This window comes from Holospora elegans E1, from assembly GCF_000648275.1.
Lineage (GTDB): Bacteria > Pseudomonadota > Alphaproteobacteria > Holosporales > Holosporaceae > Holospora > Holospora undulata_A.
This window is the reverse complement of the sequence record NZ_BAUP01000152.1, coordinates 15,978-31,781: the sequence shown is the minus strand read 5'-3', so window position 1 is coordinate 31,781 and position 15,804 is coordinate 15,978. Positions and strand designations below refer to the sequence as shown.

The window sequence follows — 15,804 nt, the reverse complement described above, 5'->3', positions numbered from 1 at the left end:
GTTGCGTTACGAACCGACGCGTAGAAGATAGGATTAAGGCAGTTTTGTTTCCGACAAAGGGGAAGCTATCGTCAAATTGCTAAGGCTCTTCTGATTGACGATCAGTCGTCATGTAGAGAAGTATAAGGTGAGTGATATCTGCGCTTTCTTGAGGCATTGCGTATACGATTCAAGGCAAGACGTTGCACGCCTATAACTTTTCGTTTAAAAAGCCAGCAGCACGGCCAGAAAAGGCAGCCAAGCAGGAAGCCTTTTATTCAACGGTGATGACAACACCGCCGAAGGATGCCCTTCCTGTTTGGTGACGACATGCCCCACACCATGGAAACGAAAATCACCTGTTAGGCACCCACATTGCCACGACAACCTCTTTTACACCTGATGGGAGCCTTGGATTTGACGGGTAGTGTCCTTAGAAACCTTGAATAGGTTTTTTTATCAGCTGAAAGACGCTTATCCAAAGGCGCCTAACATTCCCCTGATCTTGGATCAAGGCCCCTACAAGAAAAAACCTCCAAAAAGCAGCAAAAGAAAGGGGGATTTAGGTGCATTATTTGCCCTCCCTAAGTCCCAATCTGACCCCCATCGAAGAATGCATATGTGCGCAACAATCGATTTTTCGTCTCTGCCAAAGAGTTTTGCAAAAGTATGATACATTTTTTCGACTAAACCTGGGACAACATCGCCATGGATCTTGTCGAGCGCGTCAATGACAACTTTCAACGCATTAGTCCAACACTTTCAGTTTGATTTGGTGTATAGCTTTTGACGTATGAGCTATATTTCTCATGAACAAAATCCAGCGCATACGTCACATCCTGATCCCACCACACTTTAATGTGCGGCGCTTCCAGCCGCTTCAGCAACAGTGGAAAATGTGATTTAGCTAATGGGATGAAAGTGATTTTCATAGAATGTTAATTTCTTTAACGCGTGTTAAAATCTTCAGGCAAGTCAAAAACTGTTCCATATCTTTTTCCACTGGAGCAAAATACTCTTTCTCATTTGTTTTCATAATTTCATCCGCTTTTTTGACGAGCTTCTTACCAGCAGGTGATAGACTGGAGTATTTTGCCCGCTCATCACCTTCTATTTGCGCGCGGAAAAACAAGCCCACGTTTTTGTAGAGTACGCAGGATTTGCGATGTCATGGTGACATCAGAATTGGTGAGCTTCGCCAAATCATTTTGTGTCGCCTTGTCTTGATGTTTTTCTAGCTCAAACAGTGTCCCCATAAAGACATACTGGGTATGCGTTAGGCCAACAGCCTCCAAGGCTCTGTCCGTGATGCGCTTCCACGTAAAAGGCCTGAGCAAAAGTAAAACTTTGACTCTCTAGCACAGGGATTGGGTAGTCTTTTGTGGCGTTATCTTACATGTATTTCTCTACATAAAATAGGGTGTTTTTAAAAAAGAGATTAATCATAACATTATTGCACATATTATAGTTTCACAAAATATAGTTTTATGTCAAGATAAAGCTGTGAGAATCTCATAATTTTGTCATCTGGCGGAAAATTGAACATGCAGCTATTTGATCTAAAAGGTAAAACAGCATTAATTACAGGAGCTTCCAATGGTCTTGGGGAACAATTTGCCCGCTCTCTATCTAGTGTAGGCGCACGTGTGATCTTAGTCGCTCGCAGGTTTGATAAGTTGAACGACTTGGCGCTTAAGCTTAATAACGCTAAAACTATCCAGATGGATGTATCAGATCAGCAATCCGTAAAAAGTTGTTTTGCTGAGTTAGAAAAGGATGGTGAGAAGATTGATATCTGTGTAAATAATGCCAGGATTGCTATTCTTACTCCTATTTTTGAAGAAGATGATCAGAATAATTTTGAGTCCATTATCCAAACGAACCTGATGGGTGTGTGGTATGTCACCAAAGCAGTAAAAAATTATATGAAGAACCATGGCATTCATGGGTCAATTATTAATATCGGCAGCGTAAATGGAGATGCCTTCCCTTATAAAGAAGCAACGGCTTATGCAACCTCTAAAGCGGCTGTGATTCATATGGCAAAATCTTTTGTGACTGAGTTATCAAAATATAAGATCAGAATCAATTCTATAGCCCCTAGTCTTTTTCATACCCCTATGACAGATCACAAATTGGGCACAGATCAACAACGACAAGAATTTGCTGGGAAGATCCCTATGGGGTTTGTTGCAACTCCACAAGATTTGGATGGTGCTTTGTTGTTGCTCGCATCAAATGCACATTCGTCTTATATAACAAGAGCATGCATTACTGTTGATGGCGGCAAATCTTTTGGAACATCCTGGGGGTTGTAATAAATTCTATGCGCGTACTTAAATTCATCATCGCAAATATAGGGCCCTATAAAAAGTATGTGGTTGGCATCTTTTTAGCCATGTGCTTAATCACCGTTGATAATACCTTAAAGCCGCTTTTAGTTAAGCTGTTTATTGATATTGTCTCGGGAGCTGAGCAAGGAAATCTATGGGTTGTATTCACATTCTATGCCTTACTTCAATTTATGTTGGTGAGTGTATGGACGATGAGCGATTATTGCATCACAAAATATACAGCTAAGTTTCGATTAAATGTAGCGGAACACTTTATGACGAAGCTATATGAATATCCGTATAGCTTTTTTCAAAATCAGCTTTCTGGCTCTTTGACATCGAAAATAAATGATGCATTCCAACATTTGCCGCATCTGATTTTTACGATCATTAACCCGTTTATGTATTTCATACTCTTAATACTGATCTCATTAGGACTGCTTGCCTCAGTTGCACCTATTTTTGCCTTAAGTATGGGAGCTTGGGTTTTCTTATTTTTTGTGATTACCATGGTTTCCATGAAAAAAAGCATGAGGCTCAATAAGGAGTATGCAGAGGAAAAATCTAAAATAATTGGCCTGGCTGCAGACTATCTTGGCAATATGATGAGCGTGAAACTTTTTGCCGCCAGAACTTTTGAACAAGGGCGATTTTCCAAACTGCAAAAACCTTTTGTTGATATAGCTGAAAAAGGTGGTTTTTATCATACCTGGTTGTATGGTTTTTTGGGCATGCTCACATCACTTTATGCACTATTTTTTCTAGCTGCTCTTATTTTTGGTTATCAGAAAGGCGTTGTAACACCAGGTGATTTTGCGCTTGTGATTATGATAAATTTTAATATCATTAACACACTCTTTCAACTCTCACATATGCTAAGGGATTTTATAGCTAATTGGGGCGCAGTCGATCAGGCAATAGCTTTGCTAGAAACAAGCGAGATTACGCATTCAGATAAAACAAACGCCACGGCCTTAAATTGCAGACAAGGCAAAATAGCTTTTGATCAAGTCAAATTCCATTACAAGGGCACTGAGCCTCTTTTTGAGAATAAATCCATCGAAATTAATGCCGGTCAAAAAGTTGGCCTTGTAGGCTATTCCGGTGGCGGCAAGTCAACATTCGTCAATTTGATCCTCCGCCTTTATGATGTGACGGATGGCGCCATCGTGATTGATGGCCAAGATATTAGAGATGTAACCCAAGACTCTTTACGAGAAAATATCGCTATGATTCCCCAAGATCCATCATTGTTCCACAGAAGCTTAATGGAAAATATTCGCTACGGCCGAGCAGATAGCACCGATGAAGAAGTAATTGAAGCTGCTAAAAAAGCCCACGCTCATGAGTTTATTTCCACTTTGCCGCAAGGTTATGACTCGCTTGTTGGTGAACGAGGCGTCAAACTTTCTGGTGGACAGCGTCAACGTATTGCAATTGCCAGAGCAATTCTCAAAAACGCACCTATTCTTATTCTGGATGAAGCAACGAGCCAACTTGATTCTGTTACTGAAAGCTTGATCCAAGAATCTTTGTGGGAGCTGATGCAAAATAAAACCACGATCGTCATTGCTCACCGTTTATCGACCTTACTTCATATGGATCGCATCCTGGTTTTTGACAAAGGCAAGATCAACGAGGATGGCACTCACAGTGAGCTTCTTTCAAAAGCAGGGCTTTATAAACACTTGTGGGATGCCCAAGTTGGAGGCTTTTTGGGTGATGAAAAAACGGAGGAGGCATGAAATCTTCAGTAAATATTCAATACACATCCACACCTTCAAGTGAAGACATCGATTTTCTAACGCAAAAAATCAATCAAGAGACACCTGAATTTGGCGAAGCTCATCCTTTGCACTTTTTATAAGAGATTGGAGCAGCCAGATCATTGCAGGCTGCAACGGGAGAGTGATTTTCGGCAGCATTTATACCGATCAATTGTGGGTACATCCCGATCATCGCAAGAGAGGTTTGGGCCACAAATTGATGGAAGCTGTTCATGATTATGGCCGCAGGTCAGGATGTTCTATGGCAACGGTTACGACGATGAGTTTTCAGTGCACTAAAGTATTCTACGAAAAACTCGGATACGTAAGTGATTTTGAAAGGACAGGATATACGCGCGGTTCTAGCTGCATCTTTTTAAAGCGGAGCTTGTAATGTTTAAAGTTGATTGTGAGAAAATAAGTATCACGTACCATCTAGCCAGAAGGTATGATAGAAAAAATGGTGGTCCTTGCTTATCTTGATAAAAAACTTACCTCCAGTGAATTGGTTTCTGGTGGATGTGTTAATCTCAACATTAAAATTCAGCTAGAAAATCAAAACCATCCGCTGATTTTACGCATTTATTTACGTGATAAAGATGCAGCTGACCGAGAACAAAAATTGTCCGCATTAATCAAAGAAACTGCGCCGACACCACTAACACATTTAATTTAGGTTGAATTAGGTGCAATTAAAGGAAAATGACAAAGAGTCACAGCAACGATTTAAGGCAAAGGGGAATAGAATATTTAGATGGGGGGGTGGATTATTGAAGCATCGCACCTATTTAAAATAAGTGTATCAGCTATAGGAAGATAGCATAGAAAATACAAACAAAAAAGCTGTTATTTTCCTAAGAAGCGTGGTGGCTCAGAAAAAAAAGATTGACTTGAGGATATGCCAAGAACGCATGGGTACTCTAATAAAGGCAAGCGGTGTTATGGCTCTCATGACTGGGGTGGGAACAAATGCTATAGACGCTTTAATTAGCAAATACAATTGCAATTGGTTTGATATCTTGCTCAGTCAATACAGAGGTTTTTACATTTTGGGTGCAGAAGATTTTATTACCAAACCTTCCAAAAGAAAGCGGTAGTTTTATGAATAATTCCACTTTCCATAAAGGGAAAGCTATGCAAAAGATGCCATAGTTTACTTTGTTTGCCTCATTATTCCCCTGATCTTAATCCTATTGAGAAAAAATTGGCCTAAGCCAAACATATAAGAAGAACTTCAACTTGCTCAATTGACCACTTGTTTCAATTCCATTTTTCGTAATATTTTTATACTGATTTAGCTAGAGTAAAAAATAGAGCCTTAATTAACGAGCAATCCACCTTCTACAAAAATAGGTATAAAAAGGCCATTAAAAAGGATATTACGCCAATTGTAATCATTCCAATTAACAATCAAACATCCATGATTGTGATTTATGCAACGAATTGACAATTTTTTTTAATCGTGCTAAGATTCTAAACAGCTTGGAGAGATGGCCGAGCGGCTGAAGGCAGCGGTTTGCTAAACCGCCATACGTTTTAAAAACGTATCGAGGGTTCGAATCCCTCTCTCTCCGCCAGCTTTTTTAGAGAGAACTTTTTTCACGTCATTGCGAACGCAGTGAAGCAATCCAGAAACCCCAGCAATTGCGGGCTTTCTAGCGTTTTAAGCTGGTACTACACCCGTACCTCACTTTCTCCAACTTTGCCATTTTGCCCTCAAAATCTCCATTTTTATCCTCTCCATCTCCGATACATGCGAACACTCCGGTCGGCAGTGCGCATGTTCTCAAACCCTGGATTTACCTGGGTTTTAGACGATCAGTACTTTTTAGGTCTTCACTTTTTAGAGAACGAAAACCGGAGTAGCAATCGAGATTCGAAACGGAGAAAACAAGGCGAATCAAGGCTTGGAAAGCAGTTTCTGCTATCCTTCTAAAAAGAAATACGGTATGTTTGCATATGTTATGCGTAGCTAAATTTATTTAACAGGAACGATGACTTAATGAGTGACCAATAATGCTAATAAAACCTAATCTCAAAGACGAAGAAATCATTGCGTGTTTGCGGGATGCATATGGGCTGACTATAGAAAAAGTAGTATTTTTGCCTCTTGGTTCTGATTTCAACACAGCTGTTTATCGCGTGACAACCACGGACGGAGCAGACCACTTTCTTAAATTAAGAAGCGGTGAATTTTTAGAAGCTTCGGTCTCAGTTCCAAAATATTTGGCTGATCTGGGTATCAAACAAGTTATACCTCCGCTTACAACCAAAACTGGGCAGCTGTCGACAAATCTTGGTGATTTCAAAGCAATTCTGTACCCTTATGTCGAAAGCCGTAATGGCGTTGACACCAAACTATCAGAAGATCAGTGGACCCAATTTGGGGCGGCCATTAAAAAGCTTCATAGCATTGATATTCCTTCATCAATAACAAAAGATATACCAAGGGAGACGTTTTCTTCTAAAGGACGCGAGACCGTCAAAGCATTTCTAGTACGCATTGAAAGTGAGGGGGGTGAAGAGCCTGTTGCTGTAAAAATGGCACTGTTCCTGAAATCCAAAAGTGCAGAGATTCTTAAAATAATTGAGCAAACTGAAGAGCTTGCAATCACGATCCAAAAGCAACCTCTCGACTATGTTTTATGCCACGCTGATATGCACGGCTGGAACTTGATTCTTGATAAAGAAAACGCTCTTTATATTGTTGACTGGGATACGATCATCTATGCTCCCAAGGAACGTGATCTGATGTTTATCGGCGCTGGCATTTGGGATAGTGGCCTGACAGCCTCCGAAGAAGAATCGCTATTTTATCAGGGCTATGGCCAAACAACGATAAACAAGGATGTTCTTTGCTACTATCGTTTTGAACGTATTATTCAGGACATCGGCGATTATTGTGAATATATCTTTCTGTCTGATGAAGGTGGTGACGATCGTGTGCAATGCTTTGAACACTTGCAGCCTGTTTTTCTGCCGAATGGCGCAATAGAGAGAGCGTATGACGCTTATAATACGAGGAAGATTTTATGAGATTATATTTATAGGTGGTGGCAGCGGTAAAACAGCTGTGATGCCTTATTTAAAGAGCTTTTGGGAGATGACATCGCTGTTTGTGATTTTGACGATATTGGCGTACCAGATGGTGCTGACAAAAAATGGCGCGGGGAATCCACCGAAAAGTGGCTACAGAAATTATTGAGCGAAGACAAAGACGCATGTTTACTGGGTCAAATTGTTTTAGGCGAAATACTGAGCTGCCCTTCAGCTAAACAAATAGATAAAATCAACTTCTGTCTTTTAGACGTCAGTGATTTCGAGCGTATTGGGCGACTCAAAAAGCGCAACACCTATGGTGCTGATCAAAACATGCTGAACTGAGCGGATTGGGACGAAGATTTACTCAAACTTGAACTGGAAGATTTGCAGGCGCTGAATTTTGATCTGGAATTAACAGGATTTGATTTTGATGAAATACAAAAGCTCTTGGATGCAACCGATATTGATCTTGACGAACCTGCTGAAGCCGATTCAGTTGATCCTGCAGATAATACCCCCATCATCAGTAAGCCCGATGATTTATGGATTTTAGGTGATCACCGACTGTATGTGGCGATAGTACGCTGATTGATTCCTATAACATTGTTTTAGAGGGTGAGCAAGCCGATATCACGGTGTGTGATCCCCCCTATAACGTCAATTATGGCGCCAGCATCAAAGATACGCTGCGCAACAAATCCCGCGAAAACAAACACAAAATCTTGAATGACAATCTTGGCGAAGGCTTTGAAAGTTTTTTCTATGATGTTTGCTCTAACATTATCATGAACACCAACGGCGCCATTTATATGTGCATGGCGGCTTCAGAACTGGCTGTATTGCAAAAAGTATTTAAACAAGCCGGTGGTCATTGGTCTACTTTTTTAATTTGGGCTAAAAATCATTTCTCTTTAGGTCGTGCTGATTATCAACGGCAATATGAACCTATTCTTTATGGATGGCGTGAAGGTGCTGATCGCCATTGGTGTGGCGCTCGTGATCAAGGCGATGTCTGGTTTATCGATAAACCCAGCGCTACCAATTTGCATCCAACCATGAAGCCAGTTGCGCTCATGGAACGCGCTATTACGAACAGCAGTAAGCTTGGCGATATCGTTCTTGATCCCTTTGGTGGTTCTGGTACCACCTTAATGGCCGCAGAACATTCAAAACGTCGCTGCCGCATGATTGAGCTTGACCCCAAATACATTGATACCAGCATAAGACGATTCCAGGCGCAAACCAAAACAAAGGCCATTCATGCCGTCACGCAAAAGACCTTTGATGAACTATGTACGTGATAGCTTATGGAACTCATCAAGCAATCAGAGTGGGCAAAGCGGCATGGATTCTCAAGGCAATACGCAGGCCAACTTGTACAAAGTGGCGTCATTCAACTGGTTGATGGCCTTGTGGATGTTGAACAAGCAGATGCCGCAATTGCTGCCTTACGTGATCCAAACCAACCACAACGTCGTAAAAATACCTCTGATGTAACTGAGCTTTCAACGCTTCTTCTTAAAACCCGCATCAAAAATGAAATGGAACGGGGCAAGCTGCTTGAAGCCCGCGCCAAAGCAGAAATTGGTGAGCTGGTTTCAGTAGAGGACGTCAAAGTGGCTGCTTTTAATAAGGCCAGAATCGTACGTGATAGTTTGATGAATATCCCTGACCGAGTAGCCTCGCTGCTTGCTTCCATTGATGACGCTCACAAAATTCACGAGGTGCTACTTCAAGAAATCCGAACTGCTTTGGAGGAATTAAGCCGTGACGTGTAATCCTTATCACCTTAGTTTTAATACGGGGCTTCGGCCCGATCCACTGCTCAAGGTTTCCGAGTGGGCGGATGGGTTTCGCATGTTATCGCAAACAGCGTCCTCTGAACCAGGCAGATGGCGCACCGAACGCACACCTTACCTTAAAGAAATCATGATACACTATCGCCATCATCACCTGTTGAAAAAGTGATTTTTATGAAAGGCGCTCAAATGCGCTCAAATTGGTGGGACCGAAGCTGGCAATAACTGGATTGGTTACATTATTGATCAAGCGCCTGGTCCTATGCTGGTCGTTCAGCCCACTGTTGAAATGGGTAAACGGTGGTCTAAAGGACGTTTAGCTTGATGACACGCCTACCTTGCGCGATAAAGTTAAAGACCCAAGGCCTCGCGACTCAGGTAACACAGTCCAAAGCAAAGAATTCACCGGCGGTATTGTTGTGGTAACTGGCGCTAATAGCGCTGTGGGTTTGCGCTCTATGCCGGTTAGGTATTTATTCTTAGATGAAATTGATGCCTATCCGGGAGATGCAGATGGTGAAGGTGATCCGGTCTAATTGGCTATTCAACTACTGCTACCTTTGCCCGTCGCAAAATTTTGTTAGTCTCAACGCCTACCGTTCAAGGCTTAAGCCGTATTGAGAGGGAGTTTGAAGCTTCCGATCAACGCTACTACTGGGTGCCATGCCCACATTGCCATACCTTTCAAATTCTAAAATGGCCTCAAGTTAAATGGGAGGATGATCCGCTCAATGCCTATTATGTCTGCATTTCTTGCGAAGAAAAAATCCACCATCATCAAAAAACCTGGATGTTAGCCAATGGCGAGTGGCGAGCCGCTAATGAGTGCAATAGTAGGATTGCTGGATTTCATCTATCAAGCTGAAACGGGGCTTGTCTCCATGGGGCTTTATATTGTTGATGAAGTTACCCTTGAGGGCATCCCCAAGTCATGAAGATTAAAGGCCATGCTGCCGATTTAAAAGCCTCCTTTAAATCGCAAAAAACCGATGAATGGCATCAAAAAACCATTGGTGATTTGGTCAGTACCATTGCGGCCAAACACGGTTACGAACCACGCATTGCCTCACAATTTGCAGATATTGTCCTGCCGCACATTGATCAAACGGCAGAAAGCGATATGCATTTACTATCACGTCTGGAACAGCTCCATGGAGCCATCAGCAAACCTGCCGGTGGATTTTTGCTTTTTGTGCCCGAAGGCAAAGCTAAATCTTTTACCGGGCAAATCATTGGCGGCAGCACCATTGATTTAAAAGAAGTCTCCAGCTAGCGCGTCACCTTTGCTGAGCGTGATCATCAAGCCTCTGTCATTTGCTATTGGCATGATCCTGATAAAGCCGAGCCCATAGAAGAAAAAGCAGGAGATGGTGACCCTGTGCATACACTCCGCGGCGTTTATCCAAATAGCGGGCTTGCGAAAGCTGCAGCACAAGCAAAACTCGAGCGCCTGACAACGTGGGACACAAACCTTGAATATACCCTTAGCAGGTCGCGGGGATCTGGTAGCAGAATCCAAAATTTACTTATCTGGATTTCGTTCCGGCATTCCAAGCGACTGGATAATAACACCTGCCGAGCACACGTTAGATAGCAGCGGTTACCGCACCACTATTGATGCTTCACGTGATTTTGAGGGAGATACGGATGACCAATAAAACGAACATACTGACCAGATGGCAATTAGAGCGCAAAATCCCCCTGGGCATTATTATCGCCATTATTTTGCAAACACTCACCGCTATTTGGTGGGCGGCCAAACTTGATTCACGGGGTGTGATGCAGGAGGAATGGTTTCAGAAAAACCAACATTTGGCAGAAAAAGTCTTTCGGCTTGAAGAGCGTCTTATTGCCATTCATGAAGAAATCAATGAATTGGAGGCAAGACTCAATCATGTCAAATAAACCTAAAACTTTGAGCGATGAACGTCTTGAACATGCAGTCAGCTTTGTGCTTTCCCATGAAGGCGGCTACAGCAACGACATAGACGATGATGGTGGCGAAACTAAATTCGGAATCTCAAAACGCATTTATCCTGATCTTGATATTAATGCGTTGACAATCGATCAAGCCAAAGCCATCTATAAACGGGATTTTTTGGAACCTCAGCTTTATAAAGACATTAAAGACGTGAACTTAGCGACCAAAGTTTTTGATCTAGCGGTAAATATGGGATCAAACTGGGCGCACAGGCTTGTTCAAAGAGCCTTAAGAGCCACAGGACAAGATATTTTGGAAGGCGGCATTTTAGGTCCTATGACGCTATCTCGATCAACATTATGGCACGCTCTATTCTGATAAAACCGTGCTTGAGACCATAGCAGATCTTGTTCCCCACTTGCCCCATACTGAAATAAGACGCCATCTTAATGACTTTTTGTTTTGTAAAAATGAGGAAGTGAAAGCCCCTGTCAGCACACTTTCCGGTGGAGAAAAAGCAAGACTCAGTTTGGCACAAATCGCAGCCAAAACACCAAAACTTCTGATTCTTGACGAAATCACCAACAACCTTGATTTAGAGACGAAAGAACATATGACGCAAGTACTCAAAGCTTATCCCGGTGCGATGATTATGATCTCTCATGATGCCGATTTTCTGGAAGAGATTGGGATTAGTGAAGCGGTGGATGTTCATAAGTTTAATGTGCGTTAATCCACAATCAGGCTTTCGTCTTTATGAGATGAAAGAACAATCTGTGTCATTGTTTTTGAAACATTACACTGGCCTTTTAGAAAATCAGTAATAAGGCCCTCCAAAGCTTTTGTATTAGAGCAGCGCACCTTCAGCAAATAAGAATGCTCTCCTGTAACATGATGGCATTCTAAAATAGACTTATTGCCACCAACTGCCTTCAAGAAACCTTTATGATGTTCCGCTTTGTCTAAAGTGACAAAAATAAAAGCACATAGCGCCATATCCATAAATTCAGCAGATACGAGTGCTGTAATTTTTTTGACATAACCATTTTGCTTTAATCGCCTGAGTCGCTCATTTGCAGCAGAAGATGAAAGCCCAACCTTCTCACCTAACTGTGTGCTCGTAAGGGCTGCATCCTGCATGACACACCCTGCTATCATGCGGTCTAGATCGTCGTGCTCGCTATTTTGTATTGACATAAATCTATCTCTCATTACAATGTCCTGTACAAGATATGATACACAGGATAAAAACTTATGTCAATATTACTTTACCTCTTTAAAGCCTGGATGATAGGAATTGCTATTGCTGCACCTGTCGGGCCTATAGGCATGTTATGTATAAAGAAAACACTGGAGCTGGGCATTAAAGGCGCTTTACTTGTTGGATTAGGTGCAGCGCTTGCGGATAGCGTTTATGGGCTTATTGCAGCACTTGGGCTTACAGCCGTTTCCCATATTATGACTCAGGTAGCCGGAGCCCTTAAATTAATAGGAGGTATCTTTTTATTGTACCTTGCCTATAAAGAAGCAAAAAGTGGTGTAGCAAGTAATGAGGCGCATGTTAGTGAAAAAAGTCGTATCAAGCTTGTGAGTGAGGTATTTTTTCTCACATTAACAAACCCTATGACTATTTTAAGCTTTGTTGGAATTTTTGCGTCCATTGGCGCTGGATCTTCCCAGGGCTTAGAGTCAATTACGATGGTAGTTGGCATATTCCTTGGTTCAATGACATGGTGGTGTGTGCTTGGAACCGTCATTACTAAAATCAAACACAATTTACCAAAAATCTGGCTTGAACGGATAAAATGGGTTTCATGTTTTATATTAGCAAGTTTTGGGTTAGTAGCTATTTTTAGCAGTTTGATGAATTAGCAATGGGTGATACTTTTGCTTTTTCAGAATAAACAGCTTCAATATTATGGCCATCTGGATCAATAACAAAAGCTGCGTAATACCCGTCCTCATATTGAGGCCTAAAGCCAGCTTCGCCGTTGCACTTCCCGCCATTAGCAAGTGCAATTTTATAGAAAGCATCAACATCTTCTTTGCAAGACGCATTAAAAGCTAAATGAACATGCTCAGATAAAAGTGATTTTTCATCAAATTGGCGTATTTCAAACATATCGTGAACGCTTGTTCCATAGCCTACAACAACACCTTCAATTTCAAGCACCATCTTGTATCCTAAAGCTGCCATAATAGTGTCGTAGAACTTACGACCCCTTCCTAAACCTTTAACTTTGATTTGGACGTGGTTAAAAAGCTTCATAACACGCTCTCTAAAATAAATTCACATCTCTGTGTAACCGTCAGCCCTTTGGGTACCATCATGATGTCAAAACCAAATTCTTTATACACATCCAGATGAATCTGTTCGAAAACCAAAGCATCTTCATAGCTAATTTTTCTGGCATCGGTATGTTCGATAAACCCTAGATTTTCAAAAAAGAATATCTGGTTCTGGTAAACGCCGTTTTTTAGGCAACGATCAATTTCATCAAGCAAGATAGGCGAAAGCTTAAATTCGAGGCCTTTCCAATGGGCCAAATATTTACCAAGGGCGTAGGTGCAGAAAGGTGAACGGTCGTAAAATTGCAAATCTCCAGTAGCGTTCATCTGCCGCTCTTTCTGCATGTACGTAATTTGATCTACAAATTCAGGCTCTTCCCATAGTTTTTCTATGCCTTTAGCTTGCTCTTGTGCAATGACATCAGTCGCAGCCTCGTGAATGACAGCATGCCCTAATTTTTCTAGCTCTCTGATGACAGAAGTTTTTCCACTGCCTTGAGTGCCGGTGAATATGAAGCGTTTTTCTTGAGTGAAATTATTCATAAGCCAACATCCATTTCAATTAATCCAACGAGTCTTATCGGCGCTTCTGCACCATCTTTAATTTTAATGGGCAGGACCATAACAAAGCTGCCTATTGACGGCATATTATCTAAATTTGCTACATTTTCTATGATTACCTTATCCGCACCCAAAAAGGTTTTGTGTACCTTAAAGCCATCTTCTGGTCGATCAGGCGAAAGTGTATCAATGCCAAGGGCGCTCACGCCTCGTTCAAGTAAAAGTGAGGCTGCTTCAGAAGATACGGATGGGAATACATGGTTGTTATGGTATTTTAAAGGCTCGTGCCAAAATTTGCTCCAGCCGGTTTTAACCATCACGCATGAGCCTTTTGGAATAAGTCCATACTTGCTTTCGAAAACATCTACATCTTCGGCGCTGAAACTATAACGTTCATGGCATTGATCCGATACATCAATCACCACGCACGGCATGATCAAATCATTAACATCAAAATCATGGATGAATCTCCCGCCAGGAATACAGTGACTTGGCGCATCCATATGCGTGCCGATCCCAGCATGCATTTTAACTTTCATCACGCGGAATTTATCTTCGCCTTGGCAATCAGAATAATCTATATGCACATCGTGATTAAACCCGCACCCACCATTCCAGGTAGGGATAGTGCTATCAAGTGCGTGGGTTAGATCGATGATTTTGTAGGGGAAAGTCATCGGGCACTCTCTTCTAGATGACCATTGTCATCTTTCGGTCCAGGCCAGAAAAATGGGTTATATGCGATCTCCCATAAATGTCCGTCAAGGTCAGTAAAATATCCAGAAAATCCACCCCATTTAGTTTTTTGAGCTTGCTTTACAATATTAGCACCGGCGTTTTTAGCTTGCTCTAAGATATCTGTAACCTGATTTTCGTTTTCAACATTATGCGCTAGTGTGATCCCTCTAAAACCAGAAGATGCAACATATATTTGCGCATCTTTAGCTAACAATTCCCATGGATAAAGCGATAACCAGCTGCCGTTAAGCATGAAAAAGCTGATATTGCCTTCAAAATCCATTTTTGTAAACCCAAGCCCTTCTTTATAGAATCTTGTGGCCTTGGTTAAGTCTTTTGTTCCTAAAGTAATAATATTAATTCTTGGCTTCATTTTTTAACTCCTGTTTTAATTTCTTCGTAAACCACAGCACCAAGTCATCATCAAGCGGATAGCTATTGCCAGGTATTGCTGGTTGGTAATTGTATGTAACACCTTTGCCGTCAGGGATATAGCCGCGCTTTATATAAAGTCTTTGAGCTGGTCCATATCCACCATCTGCGCCTGCATAAAGACCAACACCGATGCCGACAACTTTACTTCTTGTTGCAGCTTCTTTTTCCGCTGTATCAAGCAGTAAGGAGCCAATACCAATTTTGCGATAGGCCGGCAATACGTTTAAATCCATAACCTCCGGTATCTTTTTTGCCTTAAATGACGAATATTGCGATTTCCATTTTAAGGTTACGTAAGCGGCAAATTGATCATAGACGTGAGCCACCCAAACGAGTCGCTCACCCGCTTCTTGCTCCTTTAAATATTCTTCGAAAGATGATGGCGGTTTATTCCAACCTATTGCCTTGAAAGCTTCAGATATAACTACAATATCTTCTCTTATAAGGGGACGTATTAATACGTCATTTGTTCTGTTTTCACAAAGATCATCCAGGCTTTTGAGCATATAAACCATATTCCATTCATAGCCTTGAGGTTTTAAATTGAATAGTGGAGCAAAACCTAAGGATTTGTAGAAGTGGTATGTTTTCAGATAATTTTCATCTGTTTCCTCTGGCGATAAAGTTTCGACAGAAATTGTTTTAGCGCCTTTATTTTTGGCCTGCTTAAAAGCTTCGTCAGATAAGAGTTTTCCTATGCCCGTTCGGTGGTACCCTCGTAAAATACCCATCCAATAAATATTGGCATTTTCAAGATAAGGAAAATCTATTGAAATAAGACCAACATATTCTTCACCTATGCATGCCGCCAGATTGAGCCGAGAGCGGACCCCAACAGCATAATGTTCATTGACTTCAGGTAAACCAAAGTACTCCGGCAAATCAGCTGTAATTTTGCGGCAGAGTCCTTCAGCCAAGTCTGGTGTAATTATTTTAATCTT

The 15,804-nt window shown here is 41.6% G+C and carries 22 protein-coding genes, 1 tRNA gene and 3 pseudogenes; 18 read left to right on the top strand and 8 right to left on the bottom strand.

What is annotated here, in order from left to right; all coding sequences use genetic code 11:
• Positions 1–498 precede the first annotated feature (498 nt).
• The gene (locus HE1_RS09845) at positions 499–723 is read right to left on the bottom strand and encodes a hypothetical protein (protein WP_035545287.1); all 225 of its coding nucleotides are present in this window, start codon (positions 721–723) and stop codon (positions 499–501) included.
• A gap of 184 nt (positions 724–907) precedes the next feature.
• Positions 908–1,117: a winged helix DNA-binding protein gene (locus HE1_RS09435; protein ID WP_006294697.1), complete on the bottom strand. Its 210-nt coding sequence runs from the start codon at positions 1,115–1,117 to the stop codon at positions 908–910.
• A gap of 406 nt (positions 1,118–1,523) precedes the next feature.
• Between HE1_RS09435 and HE1_RS06255 the strand changes: the two genes are divergently transcribed.
• From HE1_RS06255 to HE1_RS06185, 17 genes and pseudogenes are all read left to right on the top strand, one after another.
• Positions 1,524–2,297, top strand: coding sequence for an SDR family NAD(P)-dependent oxidoreductase (locus HE1_RS06255; protein WP_006294702.1), 774 nt, complete (start codon positions 1,524–1,526; stop codon positions 2,295–2,297).
• 8 nt (positions 2,298–2,305) lie between these two features.
• Positions 2,306–4,057: an ABC transporter ATP-binding protein gene (locus tag HE1_RS06250; RefSeq protein WP_006294704.1), complete on the top strand. Its 1,752-nt coding sequence runs from the start codon at positions 2,306–2,308 to the stop codon at positions 4,055–4,057.
• Positions 4,054–4,179 (top strand): hypothetical protein, encoded by a 126-nt coding sequence (locus HE1_RS10095; RefSeq protein WP_278243522.1) that lies wholly within the window; start codon positions 4,054–4,056, stop codon positions 4,177–4,179. The genes HE1_RS06250 and HE1_RS10095 overlap by 4 nt, the downstream gene beginning before the upstream one ends.
• A gap of 41 nt (positions 4,180–4,220) precedes the next feature.
• Complete coding sequence (locus HE1_RS06245; protein ID WP_242837230.1) at positions 4,221–4,472, top strand: GNAT family N-acetyltransferase; 252 nt, start codon at positions 4,221–4,223, stop codon at positions 4,470–4,472.
• 54 nt (positions 4,473–4,526) lie between these two features.
• A complete protein-coding gene (locus HE1_RS06240; RefSeq protein ID WP_035545852.1) occupies positions 4,527–4,754 on the top strand; it encodes a hypothetical protein in 228 nt (75 codons plus the stop codon).
• Between the two features lie 187 nt (positions 4,755–4,941).
• On the top strand, positions 4,942–5,175 hold the full coding sequence (locus HE1_RS09430) for a hypothetical protein (RefSeq protein ID WP_035545849.1): 234 nt from the start codon (positions 4,942–4,944) through the stop codon (positions 5,173–5,175).
• A gap of 387 nt (positions 5,176–5,562) precedes the next feature.
• Positions 5,563–5,655 (top strand) — tRNA-Ser (locus tag HE1_RS06230).
• A gap of 439 nt (positions 5,656–6,094) precedes the next feature.
• A complete protein-coding gene (locus HE1_RS06225; protein ID WP_035545845.1) occupies positions 6,095–7,114 on the top strand; it encodes a phosphotransferase in 1,020 nt (339 codons plus the stop codon).
• 60 nt (positions 7,115–7,174) lie between these two features.
• Positions 7,175–7,462, top strand: a complete 288-nt coding sequence (locus HE1_RS06220) for a hypothetical protein (protein ID WP_052567463.1) — start codon at positions 7,175–7,177, stop codon at positions 7,460–7,462.
• A gap of 27 nt (positions 7,463–7,489) precedes the next feature.
• A pseudogene (locus tag HE1_RS06670) lies at positions 7,490–7,708 on the top strand (DNA methylase N-4); the annotation flags it as partial.
• 47 nt (positions 7,709–7,755) lie between these two features.
• A complete protein-coding gene (locus HE1_RS06665) occupies positions 7,756–8,421 on the top strand; it encodes a DNA-methyltransferase (protein ID WP_162531318.1) in 666 nt (221 codons plus the stop codon).
• Positions 8,422–8,427: 6 nt separating this feature from the next.
• A complete protein-coding gene (locus HE1_RS06210; protein ID WP_035545841.1) occupies positions 8,428–8,898 on the top strand; it encodes a minichromosome maintenance protein MCM in 471 nt (156 codons plus the stop codon).
• Positions 8,888–9,781 (top strand): annotated as a pseudogene (locus HE1_RS10545) (phage terminase large subunit family protein); the annotation flags it as partial. The gene HE1_RS06210 and the pseudogene HE1_RS10545, both read left to right, overlap by 11 nt.
• Before the next feature lie 69 nt (positions 9,782–9,850).
• Complete coding sequence (locus tag HE1_RS06660) at positions 9,851–10,192, top strand: contractile injection system protein, VgrG/Pvc8 family (RefSeq protein ID WP_052567455.1); 342 nt, start codon at positions 9,851–9,853, stop codon at positions 10,190–10,192.
• 374 nt (positions 10,193–10,566) lie between these two features.
• The gene (locus tag HE1_RS06195; RefSeq protein ID WP_052567452.1) at positions 10,567–10,824 is read left to right on the top strand and encodes a hypothetical protein; all 258 of its coding nucleotides are present in this window, start codon (positions 10,567–10,569) and stop codon (positions 10,822–10,824) included.
• Positions 10,778–11,218 (top strand): glycosyl hydrolase 108 family protein, encoded by a 441-nt coding sequence (locus HE1_RS06190; protein ID WP_084491193.1) that lies wholly within the window; start codon positions 10,778–10,780, stop codon positions 11,216–11,218. The genes HE1_RS06195 and HE1_RS06190 overlap by 47 nt, the downstream gene beginning before the upstream one ends.
• A pseudogene (locus HE1_RS06185) lies at positions 11,184–11,573 on the top strand (ATP-binding cassette domain-containing protein); the annotation flags it as partial. The gene HE1_RS06190 and the pseudogene HE1_RS06185, both read left to right, overlap by 35 nt.
• Here the strand turns inward: HE1_RS06185 and HE1_RS06180 are convergent.
• Positions 11,570–12,037: an Lrp/AsnC family transcriptional regulator gene (locus HE1_RS06180; RefSeq protein WP_278243521.1), complete on the bottom strand. Its 468-nt coding sequence runs from the start codon at positions 12,035–12,037 to the stop codon at positions 11,570–11,572. The pseudogene HE1_RS06185 and the gene HE1_RS06180 sit on opposite strands and share 4 nt — an antisense overlap.
• Before the next feature lie 90 nt (positions 12,038–12,127).
• On the opposite strand from HE1_RS06180, the gene HE1_RS06175 reads away from it, so the two are divergent.
• On the top strand, positions 12,128–12,712 hold the full coding sequence (locus tag HE1_RS06175; protein WP_206537267.1) for a LysE family translocator: 585 nt from the start codon (positions 12,128–12,130) through the stop codon (positions 12,710–12,712).
• Here the strand turns inward: HE1_RS06175 and HE1_RS06170 are convergent.
• The 5 genes from HE1_RS06170 to HE1_RS06150 are packed head-to-tail and all read right to left on the bottom strand — an operon-like array spanning position 12,693 to position 15,780.
• A complete protein-coding gene (locus HE1_RS06170) occupies positions 12,693–13,109 on the bottom strand; it encodes a VOC family protein (RefSeq protein WP_052567448.1) in 417 nt (138 codons plus the stop codon). The two genes, HE1_RS06175 and HE1_RS06170, sit on opposite strands and share 20 nt — an antisense overlap.
• Positions 13,106–13,672 (bottom strand): AAA family ATPase, encoded by a 567-nt coding sequence (locus HE1_RS06165; protein WP_035545831.1) that lies wholly within the window; start codon positions 13,670–13,672, stop codon positions 13,106–13,108. The genes HE1_RS06170 and HE1_RS06165 overlap by 4 nt, the downstream gene beginning before the upstream one ends.
• The gene (locus HE1_RS06160) at positions 13,669–14,367 is read right to left on the bottom strand and encodes a cyclase family protein (protein WP_035545828.1); all 699 of its coding nucleotides are present in this window, start codon (positions 14,365–14,367) and stop codon (positions 13,669–13,671) included. The genes HE1_RS06165 and HE1_RS06160 overlap by 4 nt, the downstream gene beginning before the upstream one ends.
• Positions 14,364–14,801, bottom strand: coding sequence for a VOC family protein (locus HE1_RS06155; protein ID WP_006301207.1), 438 nt, complete (start codon positions 14,799–14,801; stop codon positions 14,364–14,366). The genes HE1_RS06160 and HE1_RS06155 overlap by 4 nt, the downstream gene beginning before the upstream one ends.
• Positions 14,785–15,780: a GNAT family N-acetyltransferase gene (locus HE1_RS06150; protein ID WP_242837229.1), complete on the bottom strand. Its 996-nt coding sequence runs from the start codon at positions 15,778–15,780 to the stop codon at positions 14,785–14,787. The genes HE1_RS06155 and HE1_RS06150 overlap by 17 nt, the downstream gene beginning before the upstream one ends.
• Positions 15,781–15,804: the final 24 nt, after the last annotated feature.